At 69.3% G+C, this 19,710-nt stretch carries 19 protein-coding genes; 8 read left to right on the top strand and 11 right to left on the bottom strand.

All coding sequences use genetic code 11. The annotated features are described in order from the left end of the window. Positions 1–6 precede the first annotated feature (6 nt). The gene (locus PM1_RS30190; RefSeq protein WP_009614505.1) at positions 7–321 is read right to left on the bottom strand and encodes an antibiotic biosynthesis monooxygenase family protein; all 315 of its coding nucleotides are present in this window, start codon (positions 319–321) and stop codon (positions 7–9) included. Positions 322–627: 306 nt separating this feature from the next. On the opposite strand from PM1_RS30190, the gene PM1_RS30185 reads away from it, so the two are divergent. Next, positions 628–1,563, top strand: coding sequence for an AraC family transcriptional regulator (locus PM1_RS30185; RefSeq protein WP_009614506.1), 936 nt, complete (start codon positions 628–630; stop codon positions 1,561–1,563). Between the two features lie 501 nt (positions 1,564–2,064). On the opposite strand, the gene gloA2 is transcribed toward PM1_RS30185, so the two are convergent. The 3 genes from gloA2 to trpB all read right to left on the bottom strand — a co-directional run bounded on the left by gloA2 (position 2,065) and on the right by trpB (position 4,584). After that, positions 2,065–2,448: an SMU1112c/YaeR family gloxylase I-like metalloprotein gene (gloA2, locus tag PM1_RS30180; protein WP_009614507.1), complete on the bottom strand. Its 384-nt coding sequence runs from the start codon at positions 2,446–2,448 to the stop codon at positions 2,065–2,067. A gap of 124 nt (positions 2,449–2,572) precedes the next feature. Continuing rightward, positions 2,573–3,379, bottom strand: coding sequence for a tryptophan synthase subunit alpha (gene trpA, locus PM1_RS30175; RefSeq protein WP_009614509.1), 807 nt, complete (start codon positions 3,377–3,379; stop codon positions 2,573–2,575). After that, on the bottom strand, positions 3,376–4,584 hold the full coding sequence (gene trpB / locus PM1_RS30170) for a tryptophan synthase subunit beta (protein ID WP_009614511.1): 1,209 nt from the start codon (positions 4,582–4,584) through the stop codon (positions 3,376–3,378). The genes trpA and trpB overlap by 4 nt, the downstream gene beginning before the upstream one ends. 268 nt (positions 4,585–4,852) lie before the next feature. Between trpB and PM1_RS30165 the strand changes: the two genes are divergently transcribed. From PM1_RS30165 to PM1_RS30150, 4 genes are all read left to right on the top strand, one after another. Continuing rightward, positions 4,853–5,743 carry a LysR family transcriptional regulator gene (locus PM1_RS30165; protein WP_009614513.1) on the top strand — a complete coding sequence of 297 codons (891 nt, stop codon included), beginning with the start codon at positions 4,853–4,855 and terminating at the stop codon, positions 5,741–5,743. A gap of 103 nt (positions 5,744–5,846) precedes the next feature. Continuing rightward, a complete protein-coding gene (locus tag PM1_RS30160; protein WP_009614515.1) occupies positions 5,847–6,062 on the top strand; it encodes a dodecin in 216 nt (71 codons plus the stop codon). A 124-nt stretch (positions 6,063–6,186) separates the two neighbouring features. Next, positions 6,187–6,411 carry a DUF1161 domain-containing protein gene (locus tag PM1_RS30155; protein WP_009614517.1) on the top strand — a complete coding sequence of 75 codons (225 nt, stop codon included), beginning with the start codon at positions 6,187–6,189 and terminating at the stop codon, positions 6,409–6,411. 148 nt (positions 6,412–6,559) lie between these two features. After that, complete coding sequence (locus PM1_RS30150; RefSeq protein WP_099049091.1) at positions 6,560–6,772, top strand: DUF1161 domain-containing protein; 213 nt, start codon at positions 6,560–6,562, stop codon at positions 6,770–6,772. A gap of 10 nt (positions 6,773–6,782) precedes the next feature. On the opposite strand, the gene PM1_RS30145 is transcribed toward PM1_RS30150, so the two are convergent. Together PM1_RS30145 and PM1_RS30140 are read right to left on the bottom strand one after the other, a co-directional pair. Continuing rightward, entirely contained in the window at positions 6,783–7,217 is a 435-nt protein-coding gene (locus PM1_RS30145; protein WP_009614521.1) for a PA0061/PA0062 family lipoprotein, read from the bottom strand. Positions 7,218–7,281: 64 nt separating this feature from the next. After that, positions 7,282–7,707, bottom strand: a complete 426-nt coding sequence (locus tag PM1_RS30140) for a PA0061/PA0062 family lipoprotein (RefSeq protein WP_009614523.1) — start codon at positions 7,705–7,707, stop codon at positions 7,282–7,284. A 68-nt stretch (positions 7,708–7,775) separates the two neighbouring features. On the opposite strand from PM1_RS30140, the gene PM1_RS30135 reads away from it, so the two are divergent. Together PM1_RS30135 and PM1_RS30130 are read left to right on the top strand one after the other, a co-directional pair. Further along, on the top strand, positions 7,776–8,867 hold the full coding sequence (locus PM1_RS30135; protein ID WP_009614525.1) for an aminopeptidase: 1,092 nt from the start codon (positions 7,776–7,778) through the stop codon (positions 8,865–8,867). A gap of 84 nt (positions 8,868–8,951) precedes the next feature. Continuing rightward, complete coding sequence (locus PM1_RS30130) at positions 8,952–10,007, top strand: aminopeptidase (protein ID WP_009614527.1); 1,056 nt, start codon at positions 8,952–8,954, stop codon at positions 10,005–10,007. 330 nt (positions 10,008–10,337) lie between these two features. On the opposite strand, the gene PM1_RS30125 is transcribed toward PM1_RS30130, so the two are convergent. Together PM1_RS30125 and PM1_RS30120 are read right to left on the bottom strand one after the other, a co-directional pair. Continuing rightward, positions 10,338–11,873 (bottom strand): 3-hydroxyacyl-CoA dehydrogenase, encoded by a 1,536-nt coding sequence (locus PM1_RS30125; protein ID WP_009614530.1) that lies wholly within the window; start codon positions 11,871–11,873, stop codon positions 10,338–10,340. 50 nt (positions 11,874–11,923) lie between these two features. Next, the gene (locus PM1_RS30120) at positions 11,924–13,555 is read right to left on the bottom strand and encodes an AMP-binding protein (protein ID WP_009614532.1); all 1,632 of its coding nucleotides are present in this window, start codon (positions 13,553–13,555) and stop codon (positions 11,924–11,926) included. 182 nt (positions 13,556–13,737) lie between these two features. Between PM1_RS30120 and PM1_RS30115 the strand changes: the two genes are divergently transcribed. After that, a complete protein-coding gene (locus PM1_RS30115; RefSeq protein WP_009614533.1) occupies positions 13,738–14,523 on the top strand; it encodes an IclR family transcriptional regulator in 786 nt (261 codons plus the stop codon). A 225-nt stretch (positions 14,524–14,748) separates the two neighbouring features. Here the strand turns inward: PM1_RS30115 and PM1_RS30110 are convergent, their stop codons facing one another. The 3 genes from PM1_RS30110 to PM1_RS30100 are packed head-to-tail and all read right to left on the bottom strand — an operon-like array spanning position 14,749 to position 19,171. Further along, positions 14,749–15,879 carry an acyl-CoA dehydrogenase family protein gene (locus tag PM1_RS30110; RefSeq protein ID WP_009614536.1) on the bottom strand — a complete coding sequence of 377 codons (1,131 nt, stop codon included), beginning with the start codon at positions 15,877–15,879 and terminating at the stop codon, positions 14,749–14,751. A gap of 10 nt (positions 15,880–15,889) precedes the next feature. Continuing rightward, entirely contained in the window at positions 15,890–17,080 is a 1,191-nt protein-coding gene (locus PM1_RS30105) for an acyl-CoA dehydrogenase family protein (RefSeq protein ID WP_009614538.1), read from the bottom strand. A gap of 9 nt (positions 17,081–17,089) precedes the next feature. Then, positions 17,090–19,171, bottom strand: coding sequence for a 3-hydroxyacyl-CoA dehydrogenase NAD-binding domain-containing protein (locus tag PM1_RS30100; RefSeq protein ID WP_009614540.1), 2,082 nt, complete (start codon positions 19,169–19,171; stop codon positions 17,090–17,092). Positions 19,172–19,710 lie beyond the last annotated feature (539 nt).

The following is a 19,710-nucleotide window of genomic DNA, read 5'->3' as shown; positions in this document are numbered from 1 at the left end:
GGGGGCTCACGCCGCGCGGGATTCCTCGCGCGGCGCGTCCAGGTGGGTGTGCAGGCTGAGGGCGTGATGCTGGAGGATTTCCCCCAGCAGTTGTTGCAGCGGCAGTTCCAGGTAGGCCTGCAGGCTTTGCGCATCGGTCCAGCGGCCGCGCAGGCGCCAGAAGTCGCTGCTGGTGGCCGGCAGCAGCACCTCGTAGGACTGGCAGCCGGGCAACTGGTGCGCGGCGCTGATCAGGCGGTCGAGCAACTGCGCCAGCTCGGCCTCGTGGCCGGGGCGTGAGCGGATCAGCAGGTGGTGTTCGAGGGGTTGTCGAATGGCCATGGGCGATTTCCTCCTGTCCCGGGCGCTGGAAGGGGGGCTCGGCCCGGTCGTGCCAGAGTAGGAGACGGGCGCCTGCGGGCGGTAGACGGATGCTGTCGGCTTCTTGCCTGATCCTGCGTCATCCGCGCCGCCTTGCCCGAAGCGGCGGACTCCCTGGCCTGGCTGGCATGATGGGGGCTTCCCACGCTGGCCGGCTTGTACGATCCTGCCGATTGCTTGCCCGATCCTCCAGCGTCCGTCGCCCTGTCACACTTCCCGCGTATGCCCGGGCGTAAGCTGGACGCCGCCACTCTCGGAGGCCCCCGTATGTCGCAACCCCACGACCCCGTCGCCGCCAGCCGCCAGGAACTGGCCGACATCATCGAGCGCCACTGCAATGGCGTCTCCGGCGTCCACGACACCGCCGTCGAATCGCTGTCGCTGGCGCGCCTGGAGCAGCCCAGCGAAGGCCGCATGCCCACCCTGTACCGCCCGGCGCTGTGCGTCATCGCCCAGGGCAGCAAGGAAATCCGCGTCGGCCCGGAAATCTACCGCTACGACGAACTCAACCTGCTGGTGGTCTCGGTGACCCTGCCGGTGTGCGGCCAGGTGGTCGACGCCTCGGCGGACAAGCCCTACCTGTCGCTGCGCCTGGACATCGACCCGGGCGAGCTGACGCGGCTGATCGCCGACGCCGGCCTGGCCGGCAGCACCCCGCGCCCGGCCAGCCGCGGCATCTACCTGCAGCGCCTGGACACCTCGGTGCTCGACGCCCTGCTGCGGCTGATGCGCCTGCTCGACAGCCCGCGCGACATCGCCATGCTGGCGCCGCTGTACATCCGCGAGATCCTCTACCGCCTGCTGCGCGGGCCCCAGGGCCACCTGCTGCACGACCTGGCGATGACCGACAGCCAGACGCACCGGGTGACCCGCGCCATCGAATGGCTCAACCGCAACTTCGACAAGGCCCTGCGCATCGACGACCTGGCCCGCGAGGTCAACCTCAGCCCCTCGACCCTGCACCACCGCTTCAAGGAAGTCACCGCGCTCAGCCCGCTGCAGTACCAGAAGCAGCTGCGCCTGCAGGAGGCGCGCCGGCTGATGCTCTCCGAGGGCCTGGAAGTGGCGGTGGCCGGCCACCGCGTGGGCTACGAGAGCCCCTCGCAGTTCAGCCGCGAATACAGCCGCCTGTTCGGCGCCCCGCCGCTGCGCGACCTGGCCAGCCTGCGCAACGCCCTGGGCGATGCGGCGATGCCGGCTTGAATTGTCATTGGATTCCCGCGAACGCGGGGAACCCGGAGACGTAGGGCGTATAACCGTTCGCGGTTATACGCCGCCTGACCTTGACCGCCCCCTCGCTCCATGGCGACCCGTCCGCGATTTTCCGCCATGGCGATGGGTATCGCTTCGCTCAACGCCATCCTACGAGAAGCCGTGCCTGCCCGTACGGAGGCGATTCTCGGCTGCTGGCTGGTAGGTCTAAGAGCCCCTCTCCCCAGCCCTCTCCCTGAAGGGAGAGGGGGCTAGTCCGTGCCGAGAAGGGATCTGGTGTCAGCCGGATACTCGGTACAAGCCGGCTAACGCCGAAACGTCAGCGTACTCCGAACGGTCCCCTCTCCCTTCAGGGAGAGGGTTAGGGAGAGGGTGCTCTAAAGCACAACCCCAAAGTCCCAGGCAAGCACCATTCGGGAGTTAAGCCGTGCCTGCCCGTACGGTAGGAGCGGATTCATCCGCGATTCCGGCCAACAGGCCGGCGGGCATCTATCAACGCTCGTACAACTCCAACGGCAACCCATCCGGATCGGCGAAAAAGGTAAAGCGCTTGCCGGTCAACCCATCGCAACGAATAGCCTCGCAACGCACTCCCTGCCCCTCCAGCTCGGCCACCGCCGCTTCCAGGTCCTCCACGGCAAAAGCCAGGTGGCGCAGCCCCAGAGCCTCGGGATAGGACGGCCGCGGCGGCGCGCCGGGGAAGGAGAACAGCTCCAGCTGCACCTCGCCCAGGGCCAGGTCTAGCTTCCAGGAATCGCGTTCGGCGCGGTAGGTCTCGGCGACAACCCGCAGCCCCAACACCTCGGTGTAGAAGCGTTTCGAACGCGGGTAATCGGAGCAGATCAGGGCAACGTGGTGAAGGCTGTGCAGGTTCATGGATTGGGGCCGCTGCGGAAAAACACCCGACCCATTATGCAGCCTGCCCACCGTCACCCGTAGGATGGCGTTGAGCGAAGCGATACCCATCGCTGGATATCGCCCCACTCATACTGCCGGGCCCTCAGCGCGCCTTGCGCACGCCCTCGGCCAGCTCGCGGCACAGGCCCAGCACGCCCTGCACGGCGTCGGCGGAGCTTCCCGCGTTGGCGATCTTGTCCACCAGCGCCGAGCCCACCACCACGCCGTCGGCCAGGCGCGCGACGCTGGCGGCGTGTTCCGGGGTGCGGATGCCGAAGCCGATGGCCACCGGCAGGTCGGTGTGGCGGCGCAGGCGCGCCACGGCCTGCTCGACGTGCTCCAGGGTCGCGGCTCCTGCGCCGGTCACGCCGGCTACCGAGACGTAGTAGACGAAGCCAGAGCTGCCCGCGAGCACCGTGGGCAGGCGCGCGTCGTCGGTGGTCGGGGTGGTCAGGCGGATGAAGTCCAGCCCGGCGGCCTGGGCCGGCTGGCACAGGTCCTCGTTATGCTCCGGCGGCAGGTCGACGATGATCAGGCCGTCGACGCCGGCTTCCTTGGCATCGGCGATGAAGCGCTCGACGCCGTAGTAGTGGATGGGGTTGAAGTAGCCCATCAGCACCAGCGGGGTACTGTCGTTGCCGGCGCGGAATTCGCGGACCATCTTCAGCGTCCTGGCCAGGTTCTGGCCGTTGCCCAGGGCGCGGATGTTGGCCAGCTGGATCGCCGGGCCGTCGGCCATCGGGTCGGTGAACGGCATGCCCAGCTCGATCACGTCGGCGCCGGCCTCGGGCAGGCCCTTGAGGATGTCCAGCGAGGTGGAGTAGCCCGGGTCGCCGGCGGTGATGAAGGTCACCAGGGCGGCGCGGTTCTGCTGTTTCAGTTCGGCGAAGCGGGTCTGCAGGCGGCTCATGCTTGCTGCTCCTGTTGCATGTGGTGCATGACGGTCTGCATGTCCTTGTCGCCACGACCGGACAGGTTCACCACCATGATGTGGTCCTTGGGCAGGTTCGGCGCGCGCTTGAACACCTCGGCCAGGGCGTGGGAGGACTCCAGCGCCGGGATGATGCCTTCCAGGCGGCAGCAGGTGTGGAAGGCCAGCAGCGCCTCGTGGTCGGTGATCGAGGTGTACTCGACGCGGCCGATGTCGTGCAGCCACGCGTGTTCCGGGCCGATGCCGGGGTAGTCCAGGCCGGCGGAGATGGAGTGGGCGTCGATGATCTGGCCGTCCTCGTCCTGCAGCAGGAAGGTGCGGTTGCCGTGCAGCACGCCGGGCACGCCGCCGTTCAGGCTGGCCGCGTGCTTGCCGGTCTCGATGCCGTGGCCGGCGGCTTCCACGCCGATGATCTTGACGCTGGCGTCATCCAGGAACGGGTGGAACAGGCCCATGGCGTTGGAGCCGCCGCCGATGCAGGCGACCAGGGAATCGGGCAGGCGCCCTTCCTTCTCGGCCAGCTGCTCGCGGGTCTCCTTGCCGATCACCGCCTGGAAGTCGCGGACCATCGCCGGGTAGGGGTGCGGGCCGGCCACGGTGCCGATCAGGTAGAAGGTGTCGTGGACGTTGGTCACCCAGTCGCGCAGGGCTTCGTTCATGGCGTCCTTGAGGGTGCCGGTGCCGGCGGTGACCGGGATCACCTCGGCGCCCAGCAGGCGCATGCGGAAGACGTTGGCCTGCTGGCGGTCGATGTCGGTGGTGCCCATGTAGACCACGCACTTCATGCCGAAGCGCGCCGCCACGGTGGCGGTGGCCACGCCGTGCATGCCGGCGCCGGTCTCGGCGATGATGCGCTGCTTGCCCATGCGCCTGGCCAGGAGGATCTGGCCGATGCAGTTGTTGATCTTGTGCGCGCCGGTGTGGTTCAGCTCTTCGCGCTTGAGGTAGATCTTCGCGCCGCCGCAGTGCTCGGTCAGGCGCTCGGCGAAGTACAGCGGGCTCGGGCGGCCGACGTAGTCGCGCTGGAAGTAGGCCAGTTCCTTGTGGAATTCCGGATCCTCCTTGGCCTTGTCGTACTCGCGGGCCAGGTCGTGGATCAGCGGCATCAGCGTCTCGGCGACGTACTGGCCGCCGAAGCTGCCGAACAGGCCCTTGGCGTCGGGACCGGTGCGCAATGTGGACATGGGAAGGCTCCTCTGGTGTCGGTAGGCAGGAGCGCCCCTGGGTGCGAAACACCTCCAGGGAAGCACGGCTTTTCGTAGGATGGCGTTGAGCGAAGCGATACCCATCAGCGCAACCGCATGGGTTTCGCAAGCTCAACCCATCCTACGAAGAGCACCTCGGCGCAAGACCGTTGCTCCTACGGAATGTGCCGAGGATACGACTGCCGGGCGGACGGGAAAAGCGATAAGATCGCCCGGACATGTCAGGAAAACTCACAGGTTGAACACCATGAGCCGCGACCTTCCCCCGCTCAACGCCCTGCGCGCCTTCGATGCCGTCGCCCGCCTCGGTGGCGTGAGCCAGGCGGCGGCCGAGCTGCACGTCACTCACGGCGCGGTGAGCCGGCAGCTGCGGCAACTGGAGGAAGACCTCGGCGTGGCCCTGCTGGCCAAGGACGGTCGCGGCGTAAAACTCACCGATGCCGGGCGCCGCCTGGGCGAGGCCAGCGGCGACGCCTTCGAGCGCCTGCGCCGTGTCTGCGCCGAGCTGCGCCAGGCCGGCGGCGAGGCGCCCTTCGTGCTCGGTTGCCCGGGAAGCCTGCTGGCCCGCTGGTTCATCCCGCGCCTGGACCGCCTCAACCGCGAGCTGCCGGAACTGCGCCTGCAACTCTCGGCCAGCGAGGGCGAACTGGACCCACGCCGCGGCGGCGTCGATGCCACCCTGCTGTTCGCCGAGCCGCCGTGGCCGGCCGACATGCAGGTGTTCGAACTGGCCGCCGAGCGCATCGGCCCGGTGCTCAGCCCGCGCCACCCGCGCTTCGCCGAACTGCAGCGGGCCGAACCCCGGGCGCTGCTGGGCGAGGCGCTGCTGCACACCGCCTCGCGGCCCCAGGCCTGGCCGCAATGGGCGCTCGCCCAGGGCCTGGACGCCGGCGCCCTGCAGCTGGGCCAGGGCTTCGAGCACCTGTACTACCTGCTGGAAGCGGCGGTGGCCGGCCTGGGCGTGGCCATCGCCCCCCAGGCGCTGGTGGCCGACGACCTCGCCGCCGGCCGCCTGGCCGCGCCCTGGGGCTTCGCCGAAACCGCCGCGCGCCTGGCGCTGTGGGTGCCGGCCCGGCGCGGCGACGCCCGCGCCGAACGCCTGGCCCGCTGGCTGCGCACGGAACTGGCCGCGCGCTGAGGGTTGCCCGCTGGCGGCAATTTGCTGCACTTCCAGGGCTCGGCTAGTGTCCTACGAGGACATTCAGCACTGCGCGCCGCCGGGCGCGCTCAAGGAGAAGCCGATGTCGAACCATCACACCTACAAGAAGATCGAGCTGGTCGGGTCTTCGCGCACCAGCATCGAGGACGCCATCAACAACGCCCTGGCCGAGGCCTCGAAGTCGTTGAAGAACCTGGAATGGTTCGAGGTGGTGGACACCCGCGGGCATATCGAGAACGGTGCGGTGGGGCATTACCAGGTGACGTTGAAGGTCGGCTTCAAGATCGCCGACAGCTGACCGGCATTTGCCGCCGCGCGCCCGCGGGCCGGGGCGCCGGGGGCTTTCGGGGGCCGCCGCGGGGCGGCCGTTTCACGGGCCCAGCGGGGCCCTTCGTCCATTCGTTCAACGGAGAGCATCAGCCATGAAGAACCTGTTGTTGGCCGCCGGCCTGCTGGCCATGGCGGGTAGTGCCCTGGCCGCCGGCAAGCCGTGCGAGGAGCTCAAGGCCGAGATCGACGCGAAACTCCAGGCCAAGGGCGTCTCGGGCTACACCCTGGAGATCGTCGACAAGGGCGCGGGTGGCGCTCGTCAGGTGGTCGGCACCTGCGAGGGCGGCAGCAAGGAGATCGTCTATTCGCGGCACTGAAGCCGCCGCGGGACCGCGAAGGGGCGCCATTGGCGCCCCTTCGTCGTTGGGCACTCTGTCGCCGCCGCGCTGTCTCTCGTTAGGATAGGGCGCCCCGTGGTGGGGCTGACGAGGGAATGCCATGACCGTGAGCAAGTTCGCCGTGCTGATGCTGGCCCTGGCCTGCGCGGGCGCCGCCCAGGCGAAGACCAAGCCGTGCGAGGAACTCAAGGCGGAGATCGAGACCAAGATCCAGTCCGCCGGGGTGACCGCCTACACCCTGGAGATAGTCACCAACGCCGAGGTGAAGGACCCGAGCATGGTGGTCGGCAGCTGCGAGGGCGGCACGCGCAAGATCATCTACCAGAAGAACGACGACTGAGCCGCCCGGCTCAGAACAGCCCGCAGTCCATCCGCCCCTGGAAATCGGTCTTGGCCACCAACTGGCCGTTGGCATCGGTGAGCAGGGCCAGGGCCTTGCGCAGTTGCGGGCGCACTTCCAGGCGGTAGCGCTGGCCGGGGGCGAAGTTGTCGTAGGTCAGCCATACGCGGCAGGTGATCTGCGTGGTGTTGTCGCTCATCGCCAGGCCGCCGCCGCCACCCCCGGGAATCTCGTACTGGTAGCGCACTTCCAGCTCGTGCTTGCCCGGCGGCACCTGGAAGAAGCGGCCGTCGCGCAGCACCTGCTTGTCCAGGCGCTCGGCGAGCAGGGTGTTGGCCGGCTGGGTGTAGAGGTCGACCCAGGCCAGCTGTGGGTCGTGGGCCGGCAGCGGGCCGGCGCAGGCGCTCAGCAGGGCCGGGAGGAACAGCAGCGGGAGTTTGCCCATGGCGGTGTCGCTCGAAGCGGGGAATCTTCCCAGCATACCCTCCGGGCGACGCCGCGGCGCGTCCTCAGACCTTCTCGCAGCGCCCGGTGCGGCCGCGGGCGATCTCGTTGGCCTGCTGGTCGTACAGCCGCGCCCAGGGGTAGAAACCGATGCTGCCGGTCTCCAGGCGGTAACGCTGGCCGGCGCCGAAGTCCTTGTACTTGAGGGTCAGCTGGCAGTCGCGCCACATCGCCTCGGACACCGAGGCCTCGGAGCCGATGTTCTGCGGTTCGACCTGGAACTGGTAGCGCACGCGCAGCTCGTGCTGGCCGGGGTCGACCTCGAAGTAGCGGGTGCTGTGCCAGGGCTGGTCGTCCACCTGCAGGGCCGAGAGATCGCTCTGGCCGTTGGTGTCGAGGTCGATCCAGGCACGGTTGGGGTCGGGTTGCGGCAGAATCAGCGAGCAACCGCTCAGGACGAGCAGGCCGGTGGCGAGCAGCAGCGGGCGCATGGGTACACTCCAGGGTGGTCTTGTTGTGTCGGCAGCGGCGGTTCGGGCCCTGTGCTAATGTGCCGCGCATGCCCGCCCGCCTGTGTATTGCGTTTCTCGACCGCCGATTGCCCCGCTGGGTTCCCTGCCTGGCGTTCTTCCTGCTGGGCGGTTGTTCCACCGCCGGCTATTACAGCCAGTTGGGCAACGGCCAGTTGCAGTTGCTGGCGGCCCGCGAGCCGGTGGCCGAGGTGGTCGCCGACCCCGCCCGCGACGCCAGGCTGCGCCAGCGCCTGGCGCTGTCCCAGGAGGCCCGCGCCTTCGCCAGCGCCGAGCTGGCTCTGCCGGACAACCGCAGCTACCGGCTGTACAGCGATATCCACCGGCCCTACGTGGTGTGGAACGTGTTCGCCACGCCGGAGCTGTCGCTGCAGCCGCTCACCCACTGCTTCCCCATCGCCGGCTGCGTGGCCTACCGCGGCTACTACGCCGAGGCCGGCGCCAAGGCCGAGGCGCAGCGCCTGAAGGCGCAGGGCTGGGACGTCTACGTCGGCGGCGTGGAGGCCTATTCCACCCTCGGCTGGTTCGACGACCCGATCATCAGCAGCATGCTGCGCTGGGACGACCAGCGCCTGGCCGAGACGCTGTTCCACGAGCTGGCCCACCAGCGTTTCTACCTGCCGGGCGACACCGCCTTCAACGAGTCCTACGCCAGCTTCGTCGAGCAGGAGGGCGGCCGCCGCTGGCGCGCCTTCCGCGGCCTGCCGCCGGAGCAGGCCAGCCGCGTGCGCCAGCGCGAAGGCTTCACCCGCCTGGTGCTGGACACCCGTGAGCGCCTGAAGGAGCTCTACGCCCGCGACCTGCCCGAGGCCGACAAGCGCGCCGCCAAGGCCGCCGAGTTCGAGCGCCTGCGCCGCGACTACCGCGCGCTGTGCCAGCGCGAATGGGCCGGCAAATGCCCCTACGACGCCTGGGTGAACGGCCCGCTGAACAATGCCAAGCTGCTGCCCTTCGGCCTCTACGACCAGTGGGTGCCGGCCTTCGCCACGCTGCTGCGCCAGGTCGGCGGCAACTGGCCGGCGTTCTATGCGCGGGTCGAGAAGCTCGGCGCGCTGCCCGCCGAAGAGCGCCAGGCAGCGCTGGAGCGACTGAAAACCGGCGAATTCGTCAGCCTGCGCTAGGCTCACCCGTAAAGAGTCGATTTCTTGACTTCGCGCGGGCCGCCATGGCCCCCTGCCCCGGGTCAACGGGCATGGAGGTGCGCCATGGGCCTGGTCCATTGCACCTTGGTCTGCCTGGGCCTGCCGTTGCTGATGGCCTGCGCCGCCGGGAGCTACCAGGAGCAGTTGCACGAGGGCCAGCGGCAAGTGCTGGCCAATGCCCTGCCGGTGGCCGAGGTGCTGGCCGACCCCGGCACCGACGCGCGCACCCGGCGCCTGCTCGCCGCCGCCCTGGCCGCCCGCGACTTCGCCAGCCGCCACCTGGACCTGCCGGACAACGCCAGCTACCGCCGCTACGCCAACCTGCGCCGGGACTACGCGGTGTGGAACCTGTTCGCCACCGACGAGTTCTCCCTGCGGCCGCGCGATCGCTGCTTTCCCAAGGCGGGCTGCGTCAGCTACCTCGGCTTCTACGATCCGCATGACGCCCGGCGCGCGGCGGCCGAGCTGCAGCGCCAGGGCCTGGACACCTGCATAGGCGCGGCCGCGGCCTTCACCATTCCCGGGCGCGAGGATGCGCCCATTCTCAGCACCATGCTCGGCGACGAGGCGCACCAGGCCGAGCTGATCTTCCACGAGCTGGCCCACCAGCGCCTGTACCTGCCCGGCGATAGCGCCTTCAACGAATCCCTGGCGGTCTTCGTGCAGCGGGAGGGGCTGCGCCAGTGGCTGGCCTCGCGCGGGCAGCCGCTGCCGACGGAGACGGGGCCACGGCAGCGCGAGGAGCTGGCGGCCCTGGTGCTGGCGACGCGGGCGCGGTTGCAGGCGCTCTACGCCAGCGGCCTGCCGCCGGAGGCCATGCGGGCGCGCAAGGCCGCCGAGTTCGAGCGCCTGCGTAGCGAATACCGGCAACTGGTGGCCCGGCGCTGGGGTGGCAAGGGCCTGTTCGACGGCTGGATCGACGGGCCGCTGAACAACGCCACGCTGCTGCCCTTCGCGCTCTACGACCAGTGGGTGCCGGCCTTCGCCGCGCTATACCGCCAGGTCGACGGCGACTGGCCGGCGTTCTATGCCCAGGCCGCAAGGCTCGGCGCGCTGCCCGCGGCGCAGCGGCAGGCGGCGTTGGAGCGGCTTGCGGATGGGCGGTTTCGGTGGTTGTGAGGCACCGCCTGCGCCGAGGCGCTCTTCGTAGGATGGGTTGAGCTTGCGAAACCCATCGGGCCGGGGTGATGGGTATCGCTTCGCTCAACCCATCCTACGATGGCGTTTCTCCTGTGCCTGCAGGAGCGGTTGCATTCCTCACCCCGTAGGAGCGGATTTATCCGCGATTTCGCCGGCAGGGCCGGCGCTGGGCCTATCGCGGACGGAGTCCGCTCCTACGCCACCCCCACCCGCGTAGCTTCCCTGTAGGAGCGCGCCCTGCGCGCGAAATCGCGGGCAGGGCCCGCTCCTACGAAGAGCGGTTCGGTGCGGCCTGTAGGACAGTTGTTCTCAGTCCGCCGCATCCGGGGCGTGCAGCGGCAGGTCCAGCTGCACGCGGCGGCGCAGCCAGGGGCTGGGGCGGTAGCGCGGTTCGCCGTAGCAGGCCTGCAGGCCCTGGAGGATGGTGAGGATGCGCGCCGCGCCGTAGTGCTCGCCGAAGGCCAGCGGGCCGAAGGGGTAGCCCAGGGCCAGTTGCACCGCGCGGTCGAGGGTCACCGGGGTGGCGATGCCGCGCTGGGCGATCTCGCAGCCCAGGTTGACGATGCTGGCGATCACCCGCTGGGTGACGAAGCCGGCGGAGTCGTTGATCACCTCCACCGGCACGCCGTCGGCGCCCAGGGCCTGGCGCGCCTGGGCCTCCAGTTGCGGGTCGAGGGCCGGCTGGCGCATCAGCACGCGGCGCTTGTCGAGGTCGCCGAAGCTTTCCAGGGCCAGGCTGCGTTCCGCCGGCAGGCCGAGGGCGTCGATGCGGGTGCTGGCGTCTTCCCCCAGCGGGGTGACCAGGCAGATGGCGCGGGCCGAAGGCGCCTCGGCGCTCTCCAGCACCAGCCCGGCCTGGATCAGCAACTGGCCGACGTGGTGGCGCAGCTCCGGGTCCTGGCTGTCCAGCCAGAAGGGCCGGTCCAGCAGCACCGGCTCGGGTTGCGGTTCCGGCTCGCGCAGCTGTTGGCCGTCGCGATAGCGGTAGAAGCCCTCGCCGCTCTTGCGCCCGAGCAGGCCGGCGGCCACCCGCTGCGCCGCCAGGGGCGAGGGCAGGTAGCGCGGGTCCTGGTAGAACTGCTGGTACAGCGATTCCATCACCGCGTGGGAGACGTCCAGCCCGGTCAGGTCGAACAGCTCGAAGGGCCCCATGCGGAAGCCGGCGCCGTCGCGCAGGATGCGGTCGATCTGCGCGGCGCTGGCGATGCCCTCGCCGAGGATGCGCAGGGCCTCGGTGCTGTAGGCGCGGCCGGCGTGGTTGACGATGAAGCCGGGGCTGTCCGGGCTCACCGCCGGGAAGTGCCCGGCCTGCTCGGCCAGGCGCGAAAGGCGCGTTATCACCGCCTCGTCGGTGCGCTGGCCGCGCACCACTTCGACGATGCGCATCAAGGGCGCCGGGTTGAAGAAGTGGAAGCCGGCCACCCGCTCGGGACGGCGGCAGCGCGCGGCGATGCGGGTGATCGACAGCGACGAGGTGTTGCTGGCCAGCACCGCGTCGTCCGCCACCCGCGCTTCCAGTTCGGCGAGCAGCGCCTGCTTGGCGCCGAGGTCTTCGACGATGGCCTCGATCAGCAGGTCGCAGCCGGCCAGCTCGTCGAGGCTGTGCGCCGCTTGCAGGCGCTGCAGGGTGGCGGCCAGGGCGTCGGCGCCGAGCTTGCCCTTGGCGGCGGCGCGCTCGAGCAGCTCGCGGTTGAAGTCCAGGGCCTGCTGGATGCTCTCGGCGCGGCTGTCGTAGAGCTGCACCGGCACCCCGGCGCTGGCGAACAACTGGGCGATGCCGCGGCCCATGGCGCCGGCACCGATCACGCCGATGCGGCGGAACGTGGGAAGGTTGCTCTCGGGCATGGGCTTGGGGCCCCTGTCTGGCTGGCTTGTCTTCACCTTAGTCGCTGTCGTCACGTCGTGGGGTTCCGTCGTGCTTCCAGGTCGCGCAACTGGCGGCGGAGCATCTTGCCCACCGAGGTCTTGGGCAGCTCGTCGAGAATCTCGACGAAGCTCGGCACCTTGTAGCCGGTGAGGTGCTCGCGGCAGTGGGCGATGATCGCGGCGGCGTCCAGGGCCGGGTCGCGCAGGCTGACGAACAGCTTCACCGACTCGCCCTTGCGCGCGTCCGGCACGCCGATGGCGATGCACTCGCGGATGCCCGGGTGGCGCATCACCGCGTCCTCCACCTCGTTGGGGAAGACGTTGAAGCCCGACACCAGGATCATGTCCTTCTTGCGGTCGACGATCTTCAGCAGGCCGTTGGCGTCCTGCAGGGCGATGTCGCCGGTGTGCAGCCAGCCGTCGGCGTCCAGCACCTGGGCGGTTTCCTCCGGGCGGCCCCAGTAGCCGAGCATCACCTGCGGGCCGCGCAGGCACAGCTCGCCGGGGACTTCCTGCGGGCACGGGTTGCCTTCGTCATCGAGGATGCGCACCTCGGTGTCGATCAGCGGCTGGCCGACGAAGCCCTCGCGGTAGGGCGTCAGCCGGGTGTTGGTGCACACCACAGGCGATGCCTCGGTGAGGCCGAAGCCCTCCAGCACCGGGGCGCCGGTGAGCGCCTGCCAGCGCCGGCCGACTTCCAGGTTCAGCGGCGCGCCGCCGCTGGTCACCCACTTCAGGTGGCTGAAGTCCAGGCTGGCGAAGGCCGGGTGGTTCATCAGCCCGACGAACAGGCTGTTCAGCCCGCTGAGCAGGCTGAAGGGATAGCGGCGCATGGCCTCGATGATCTCGTCGAGGTTGCGCCCGTCGCGGATCACCACGGTATGCAGCCCCATGGCCACCGAGCTGAGGCAGTTCGTGGAGAAGGCCATGATGTGGTACAGCGGCAGCGGCGCGATGCGCACGTCGCTGGCCGGGTCGAGCAGGCTCGGGCGCATGAACAGCTCCAGGGTCTGGATGACGTTGGCCAGCAGGTTGTAGTGGCTGAGCATGGCGCCCTTGGAAACCCCGGTGGTGCCGCCGGTGTACTGCAGCAGCGCCAGGCGCTCCAGGCCCGGCTCGGCGTCCAGCGGCGGGGCTTCGGCGCCCAGGCGCAGGGCCTGCATGAAGCGCGTGGCGTCGGGCTCGTCGCAGGCGTACTGCGGGGCTTGCATGTCTTCCACCGAGGTCAGCAGCACCTGGCGCACCGCGCTGTCGCCCTGCACCTTGCGCAGCAGCGGCAGCAGGCGGTCGAGCAGCAGGATGGCCACGGCGCCGGAGTCGCGCAGCTGGTGGCTCAGCTCGCCGGCGGTGTACTGCGGGTTGGTGTTGACCAGCACCAGCCCGGCCTTGAGCGCGCCGAAGGCGGCGATGGGATATTGCAGGGAGTTGGGCAGCATCAGCGCCAGGCGCTCGCCGGGTTGCAGGCCGGCGCAGTGGCGCAGGTAGCGGGCGAAGGCGTCGGCCTGGCGCTCCAGTTCGGCGAAGCTCAGGCAACCGGGCCCGCAGGAGAAGGCGAGGCGTTCGGGGTGTTCGCGGCTGGCGTCGCGCAGCAGGTCGTGGACGTTGCGGTAACCGCGCGCGGCGAATTGCGCGGCGACATGGCTTTCGGCAGTGACGGGCATTGTCGCCCTCCATCAGTGAATTGTTATTCTGCTCTGCGAAACATGATGTCGAAATCGATGGTATGCGATAGCCTTTGACTGTGCAACGGCCCGTCGCCCTGCTGTCCGCGGCATGCCGATCTGCTATCGTTCGCCCGCGCCGGACGCCGCTCCGGCCCTTATTTCCCCATAGCCGAGGCAGCATGAGCGACGATTTCGAAGACTCCAGCGCACCCAAGGACCGCAAGTTCGTCGAGGCCCTGGCCCGCGGCCTGGACGTGCTGCGCGCCTTCACCCACGGCTCGGTGGTGCTGGGCAACCAGGAGATCGCGCGGATCACCGGCCTGCCCAAGCCGACCGTGTCGCGCATGACCTACACGCTGACCAGGCTCGGCTACCTCAGCTATTCGCAGCAGCACGAGAAGTACCAACTGGATTCCGGCGTGCTCGCCCTGGGCTACGCCTACGTGTCGAACCTGCGCGTGCGCCAGCTGGCCAAGCCCTACATGGACGCCTTCGCCCGCCGCACCAACACCACCGTGGGCCTGACCTGCCGCGACTGGCTGTCGATGATCTACGTGGAGAACTGCCGGCCGCCGGAGGCTACCTCGCTGCGTATGGACGCTGGTGTGCGCTTGCCGTTGGCTACCACTGCAGCCGGGCGCGCCTACCTGGCGGCGACTCCGGAGCAGGAGCGGGAGCATTTGCTGCAGGCCCTCGAAGCTCGTCATGAAGGCGATTGGGCGGCCATGCGTGCGTCGTTGGAGCGCTCCTTCGAGGAGTATCGCGAGCATGGTTTCTGCCTGTCCCTTGGTGACTGGGACCGCAACGTGCGTGCGGCCGGTGTGCCGCTGCGTTTGGCCGATGGGGGACTGATGGCGCTGACCTGTGGTGCGCCGTCGTTCCAGCTGAGTGAGGAAACGCTCAAGGGGTCGTTGGCCCATGAGTTGGAGATGCTGGCGCGGGATATCGAGAGCCTGGGGGCCTGAGGCGGGTTCGCGAGCAAGCTCGCTCCTACAAGGGGTGGGCCTGTTGGTGGTGGTGCTCGGGCTTTTCCCTCACCCCAGCCCTCTCCCAGGCTGTCCGTGCCGGCTGTGAGTGGGGTTTCAGCCGGAAACGCCTGGGCTCCCGGCTGACTCCAACCTCCCCGCACACACCGAACGGTCCCCTCTCCCTCCGGGAGAGGGTTAGGGTGAGGGGGCCGCAGGCCTGCCCTACGCCACCTCCATCAACCCCGCATAAGCCTTCAGGTGATGATCGTCATCGCCCAACTGGTGACCGAGCATCACCAGCCGCTTGGCATGGTGCGCCAGCACGTATTCCCAGGTCATGCCGATGCCGCCGTGCAGCTGGATCGCCTGCTCGGCGATGTAGCGCCCGGCGCGGGCGACGATGAACTTGGCCGCCGCCAGGGTGCGGCTGCGCTCGGCGCTGTCCGGCTGGTCCGCCACACAGGCGGCGAGGATGGCCATGCTGGTGGCCTGCTCCAGCTCGCTGCGCATGTCCACCATGCGGTGCTGCAGCACCTGGAACTTGCCGATGGGCACGCCGAACTGCTTGCGCGTCTTCAGGTAGTCGAGGGTCAGGGCACAGGCTTCCTGCATGCTGCCCAGGGCTTCGGCGCACTGCGCGGCGATGGCGCGGCCCTGCTGGTAGCGCAGCGCCGGCAGGGCTTCGCCGGGAGCGCCGACGGCCTCGGCTACGGCACCGTCGAGGAACAGCTCGCAAGCCTTCTGCCCGTCGATGGTCGGGTAGGCGCGGCGTTGCACGCCGGGCTGTTGCGGATCGACCAGGAACAGGCCGATGCCCGCCTCGTCCCGCGCATTGCCCGCTACCCGCGCCGAAACCAGGATCGCCGTGGCGCTCTGCCCGCCGATCACCACCGCCTTGCGGCCGCTGAGCTTCCAGGCGTCTCCGGCCTTCTCCGCGCGGGTCTGCACGTCGTGCAGCTGGTAATGGCTCTGCGGCTCTTCCAGGGCCACCGCCAGCTGCGCCTCGGCGCTGGCGATGCGCGGCAGCCAGCTTTCCTTCTGCGCCTGGCTGCCCAGTTGGGCGAGCAGCCCGCCGGCGTGCACCACCGATTGCAGGTAGGGCTCCAGGCACAGGCCGCGGCCCAGTTCGGTGAGCACCAGCATGCTGTCCACGCCGCCGCCGAAGCCGCCGTAGGCTTCGGGCAGCGACACCGAGGTCAGGCCCAGCTCGCCCAGCTGGCGCCAGAACTCGGCGCTGTAGCCCAGCTCGCTCTTGCCGAAGCCCTCGCGCCTGTCGAAGGCGTATTCGTCGCGCACCAGGCGCGCCGCGGTGTTCTGCAGCATCTGCTGCTCTTCGCTGAGTTTGAAGTCCATGCTCACGCCCTCACAGCTCGAGAATCATCTTCGAGACGATGTTCTTCTGGATTTCGTTGGAGCCGCCGAAGATCGACAGCTTGCGCAGGTTGAAGTACTGGCTGGCCGGCGCGCTGGCGTAGTCGGCGTGCAGCGGCTCGGCGCCCAGCTCGAATTCCTCTTCGAGGAAGGGCAGCGCGTAGGGGCCGATGACCTTGCGCAGCAGGTGGCTGATGGCCTGGCGGATCTCGGTGCCCTTGACCTTGAGGATCGAGCTTTCCGCCCCCGGCACGCCGCCTTCGCGGGCGGCGGCGAGGATGCGCAGGGTGCTCATCTCGATGGCCATCAGCTGCATTTCCACCTCGGCCACCTGGGCGCGGAACAGCGGGTCTTCCAGCATCGGCCTGCCGTCGCACAGCTCGCGGCTGGCCACGCGCTTGAGGTGCGCCAGCACCGCTTTGGACGCGCCTATGCCGGCCAGGCCGGTGCGCTCGTAGGTGAGCAGGTACTTGGCGCAGGTCCAGCCTTCGTTCTCGCGGCCGACCAGGTTCTGCAGCGGCACCTTCACGTTGTCGAAGAAGACCTCGTTGACCTCGTGCTCGCCGTCCAGGGTGATGATCGGCCGCACGGTGATGCCCGGCGACTTCATGTCGATCAGCAGGAAGCTGATGCCGCGCTGCTGCTGGGCCTCCGGGTCGGTGCGCACCAGGCAGAAGATCCAGTCGGCGTGCTGGCCCAGTGTCGTCCAGGTCTTCTGGCCGTTGACGATGTAGTGGTCGCCCTCGCGCACCGCGCGGGTCTTCAGCGACGCCAGGTCGGAGCCGGCGCCCGGCTCGGAGTAGCCCTGGCACCACCAGTCGGTGCCGTCGAGGATGCGCGGCAGGTAGTGGGCCTGCTGCTCGGGCGTGCCGAACTTGATGATCACCGGGGCGACCATGTTCACGCCGAAGGGGATGGTGCGCGGCGCGCCGAAGGCGGCGCATTCCTCTTCGAAGATGTGCTTCTGCACGGCGTTCCAGCCGGTGCCGCCGAATTCCACCGGCCAGTGGCTGGCGTACCAGCCCTGCTCGCTGAGGGCGCGTTGCCAGCGCTGGTGGTCCTGTTTGTTCAGGTGCTTGCCCAGGCGCACCTTGCTGGCGATGTCGGCCGGCAGCTTGTCGCGCAGGAAAGCGCGGACTTGGTCGCGGAAGGCCAGTTCGTCGGGGGTGAAGTGGATGTCCATGGCGGTTCCTTAGAGGTCGGCGAAACGGCGGCCTTCGGCCACCAGGCGTTCGAGCAGCGGCGCCGGCTCCCACCAGGCGCCGAAGCGCTGGTGGAATTCGCGGATGCGTTGCAGTACGTGGTCCAGGCCCAGGCGGTCGGCGTGGAACAGCGGGCCGCCGCGCCAGGCCGGGAAGCCGTAGCCGTTGAGGAAGATCAGGTCGACGTCGCTGGCGCGCTGGGCGATGCCCTCGTCGAGGATGCGCGCGGCCTCGTTGACCAGGGCGAAGAGGCAGCGCTCGACGATGTGCTCGGCGCTGACCGGCTGGCGAACGATGCCGCGGGTGGCCGCGGCCTGCTCCAGCATGGCCGGCAGCGCCGGGTTGTCCTGCGGGGTGCGCGAGCCTTGCGGGTAGAGGTAGAAGCCGGCGCCGGTCTTCTGCCCGAGCATGCCGGCGGCGTACAGGTGGTCGAGCACCGTGGGCAGCGTCTGCCCGGGCTCGAGGCCGGGGCGCTGGCGCTCGCGGATGGCGTGGCTGATGTCCAGCCCGGAGAGGTCGCGCACCGCCAGCGGGCCCATGGCCATGCCGAAGTCGCGCAGGGCGGCGTCCACCTGGGCGGGGCTTGCGCCCTCCTCCAGGAGGAACTCGGCCTGGCGGCCGTACTGGAAGATCATGCGGTTGCCGACGAAGCCGTCGCACACGCCCACCGCCACCGCGACCTTCTTCAGGCGCTTGCCCAGCTGCATGGCGCTGGCCAGCACTTCGGCGGAAGTCTCGCGGCCGCGTACCACTTCCAGCAGGCGCATGACGTTGGCCGGGCTGAAGAAGTGCAGGCCGACCACGTCCTGCGGGCGGCGGGTGAAGGCGGCGATGGCGTCGAGGTCCAGCGACGAGGTGTTGCTGGCGAGGATGGCGCCGGGCTTGCACACCGCGTCCAGGCGCTCGAAGACCTGGCGCTTGACCTCCAGGCTCTCGAACACGGCTTCGATCGCCAGGTCCACGTCGGCCAGCGCGGCGTAGTTGAGCACGCCCTGGATCAGGCCCAGGCGCTTTTCCATTGCGTCGCTGGTGAGGCTGCCGCGTTCGACGCTGGCCTGGTAGGTGGCGCGGGCGCGTTGCAGGGCGCGGTCGAGGGCGGCGCCGTCGACTTCCAGCAGCTTCACCGGGATGCCGACGTTGGCGAAGCACAGGGCGATGCCCACGCCCATGGTGCCGCCGCCGATCACCGCGGCCGTGCGCACTTCGCGCACCTGGGTGTCGGCGGGCAGGCCGGCGATCTTCGCCGCCTCGCGCTCGGCGAAGAAGGCGTGGATGAGGGCCGCGCGCTGCGGCGATTCCAGGCATTCCTGGAACAGTTCGCGCTCGCGCTTCAGGCCCTCGGCCAGGGGCAGGCGGCTGGCGGCTTCCACCGCGGCCACGCAGCGCAGCGGGGAGAACAGGCCGGGCATGCGCTTCTGCACTTCGGCGTGCTTGGCGGCGATCAGCGCGGCGTCGCCTTGCACCTGGCGCTCGCCGGTGCGGCGCGGGCCGCGGCCCTCGTCCAGCAGGCGGCGGGCGTAGGCCAGGCCGGCTTCGGCCAGGTCGCCGTCGACGAGTTCGTCGAGGATGCCGTATTCCACGGCCTGCGGCGCCTTCACCGGGTTGCCGGAGACGATCATCTCCAGCGCCCGTCCCACGCCGGCCAGGCGCGGCAGGCGCTGGGTGCCGCCGGCGCCGGGGAGCAGGCCAATCTTCACTTCCGGCAGGCCGACCTGGGCGTCGGCCCGGGCGATGCGGTAATGGCAGGCCAGGGCCACTTCCAGCCCGCCGCCCAGGGCGGTGCCGTGGATGACCGCCACGCTGGGCTTGGCGGAGGCCTCGATGGCTTCCACCACCTCGGGCAGCGAGGGCGCCTGCGGCGGCTTGCCGAATTCCTTGATATCCGCCCCGGCCATGAAGGTGCGCCCGGCGCACACCAGCACCACCGCGCGCACCGCGGCATCCGCCTCGGCCTCGCGGAAGGCCCGCAGCAACCCGGCGCGCACCGCCAGGCCCAGGGCGTTGACCGGGGGATTGTCGACCTTGATCAGGGCCACGTCGGCGTGACGTTCGACCTGCACTACCTCGGACATGCTCAGCGTCTCCGTTGTAATTGTGGTTTTTAACGGAATTATGTTTCGCTGTGCAGAATATAAAGATCACTGGGGGTTGTCGAGGGCGTTGTGCTTTTCGTAGGAGCGAGGGGGGCGCCTAGCCCTTGCTCGCGAAGGGATTTCCAGGCGGGATTATGGTGTTTGTTCGAAGAGCGCCCTCTCCCCAGCCCTCTCCCTGAAGGGAGAGGGGGCAGTCCGTGCCGAGAGAAGGGAGGGTTTCAGCCGGAAGCGTTCGGAGCGGCCGGCTGACTCCAGAGCATCCAAGTACGCCGAACGGTCCCCTCTCCCTTCAGGGAGAGGGTTAGGGAGAGGGAGCGGAGTCAAGCCACGGCACCGAAACCGCCGGGAGGCACCGTTCGCGAGCAAGCTTGCTCCTACAAAATCGCAGACAAAAAAAGACCGCTCTCCCCTGCCTGAATCTGGAAAAGCGGTCTGTAAGCGAAAGAAGTCGTGGAAATACCGTTATAGCCCCCCCGCCGTTGCAGCTTGTTTACAGGCGAAAAAAAGCCGCGCCCTTG

The organism is Pseudomonas sp. M1 (assembly GCF_022760135.1).
GTDB lineage: Bacteria > Pseudomonadota > Gammaproteobacteria > Pseudomonadales > Pseudomonadaceae > Pseudomonas > Pseudomonas citronellolis.
The sequence above is the reverse complement of the archived record's forward strand: the minus strand, read 5'-3'. Positions and strand labels throughout refer to the sequence as shown.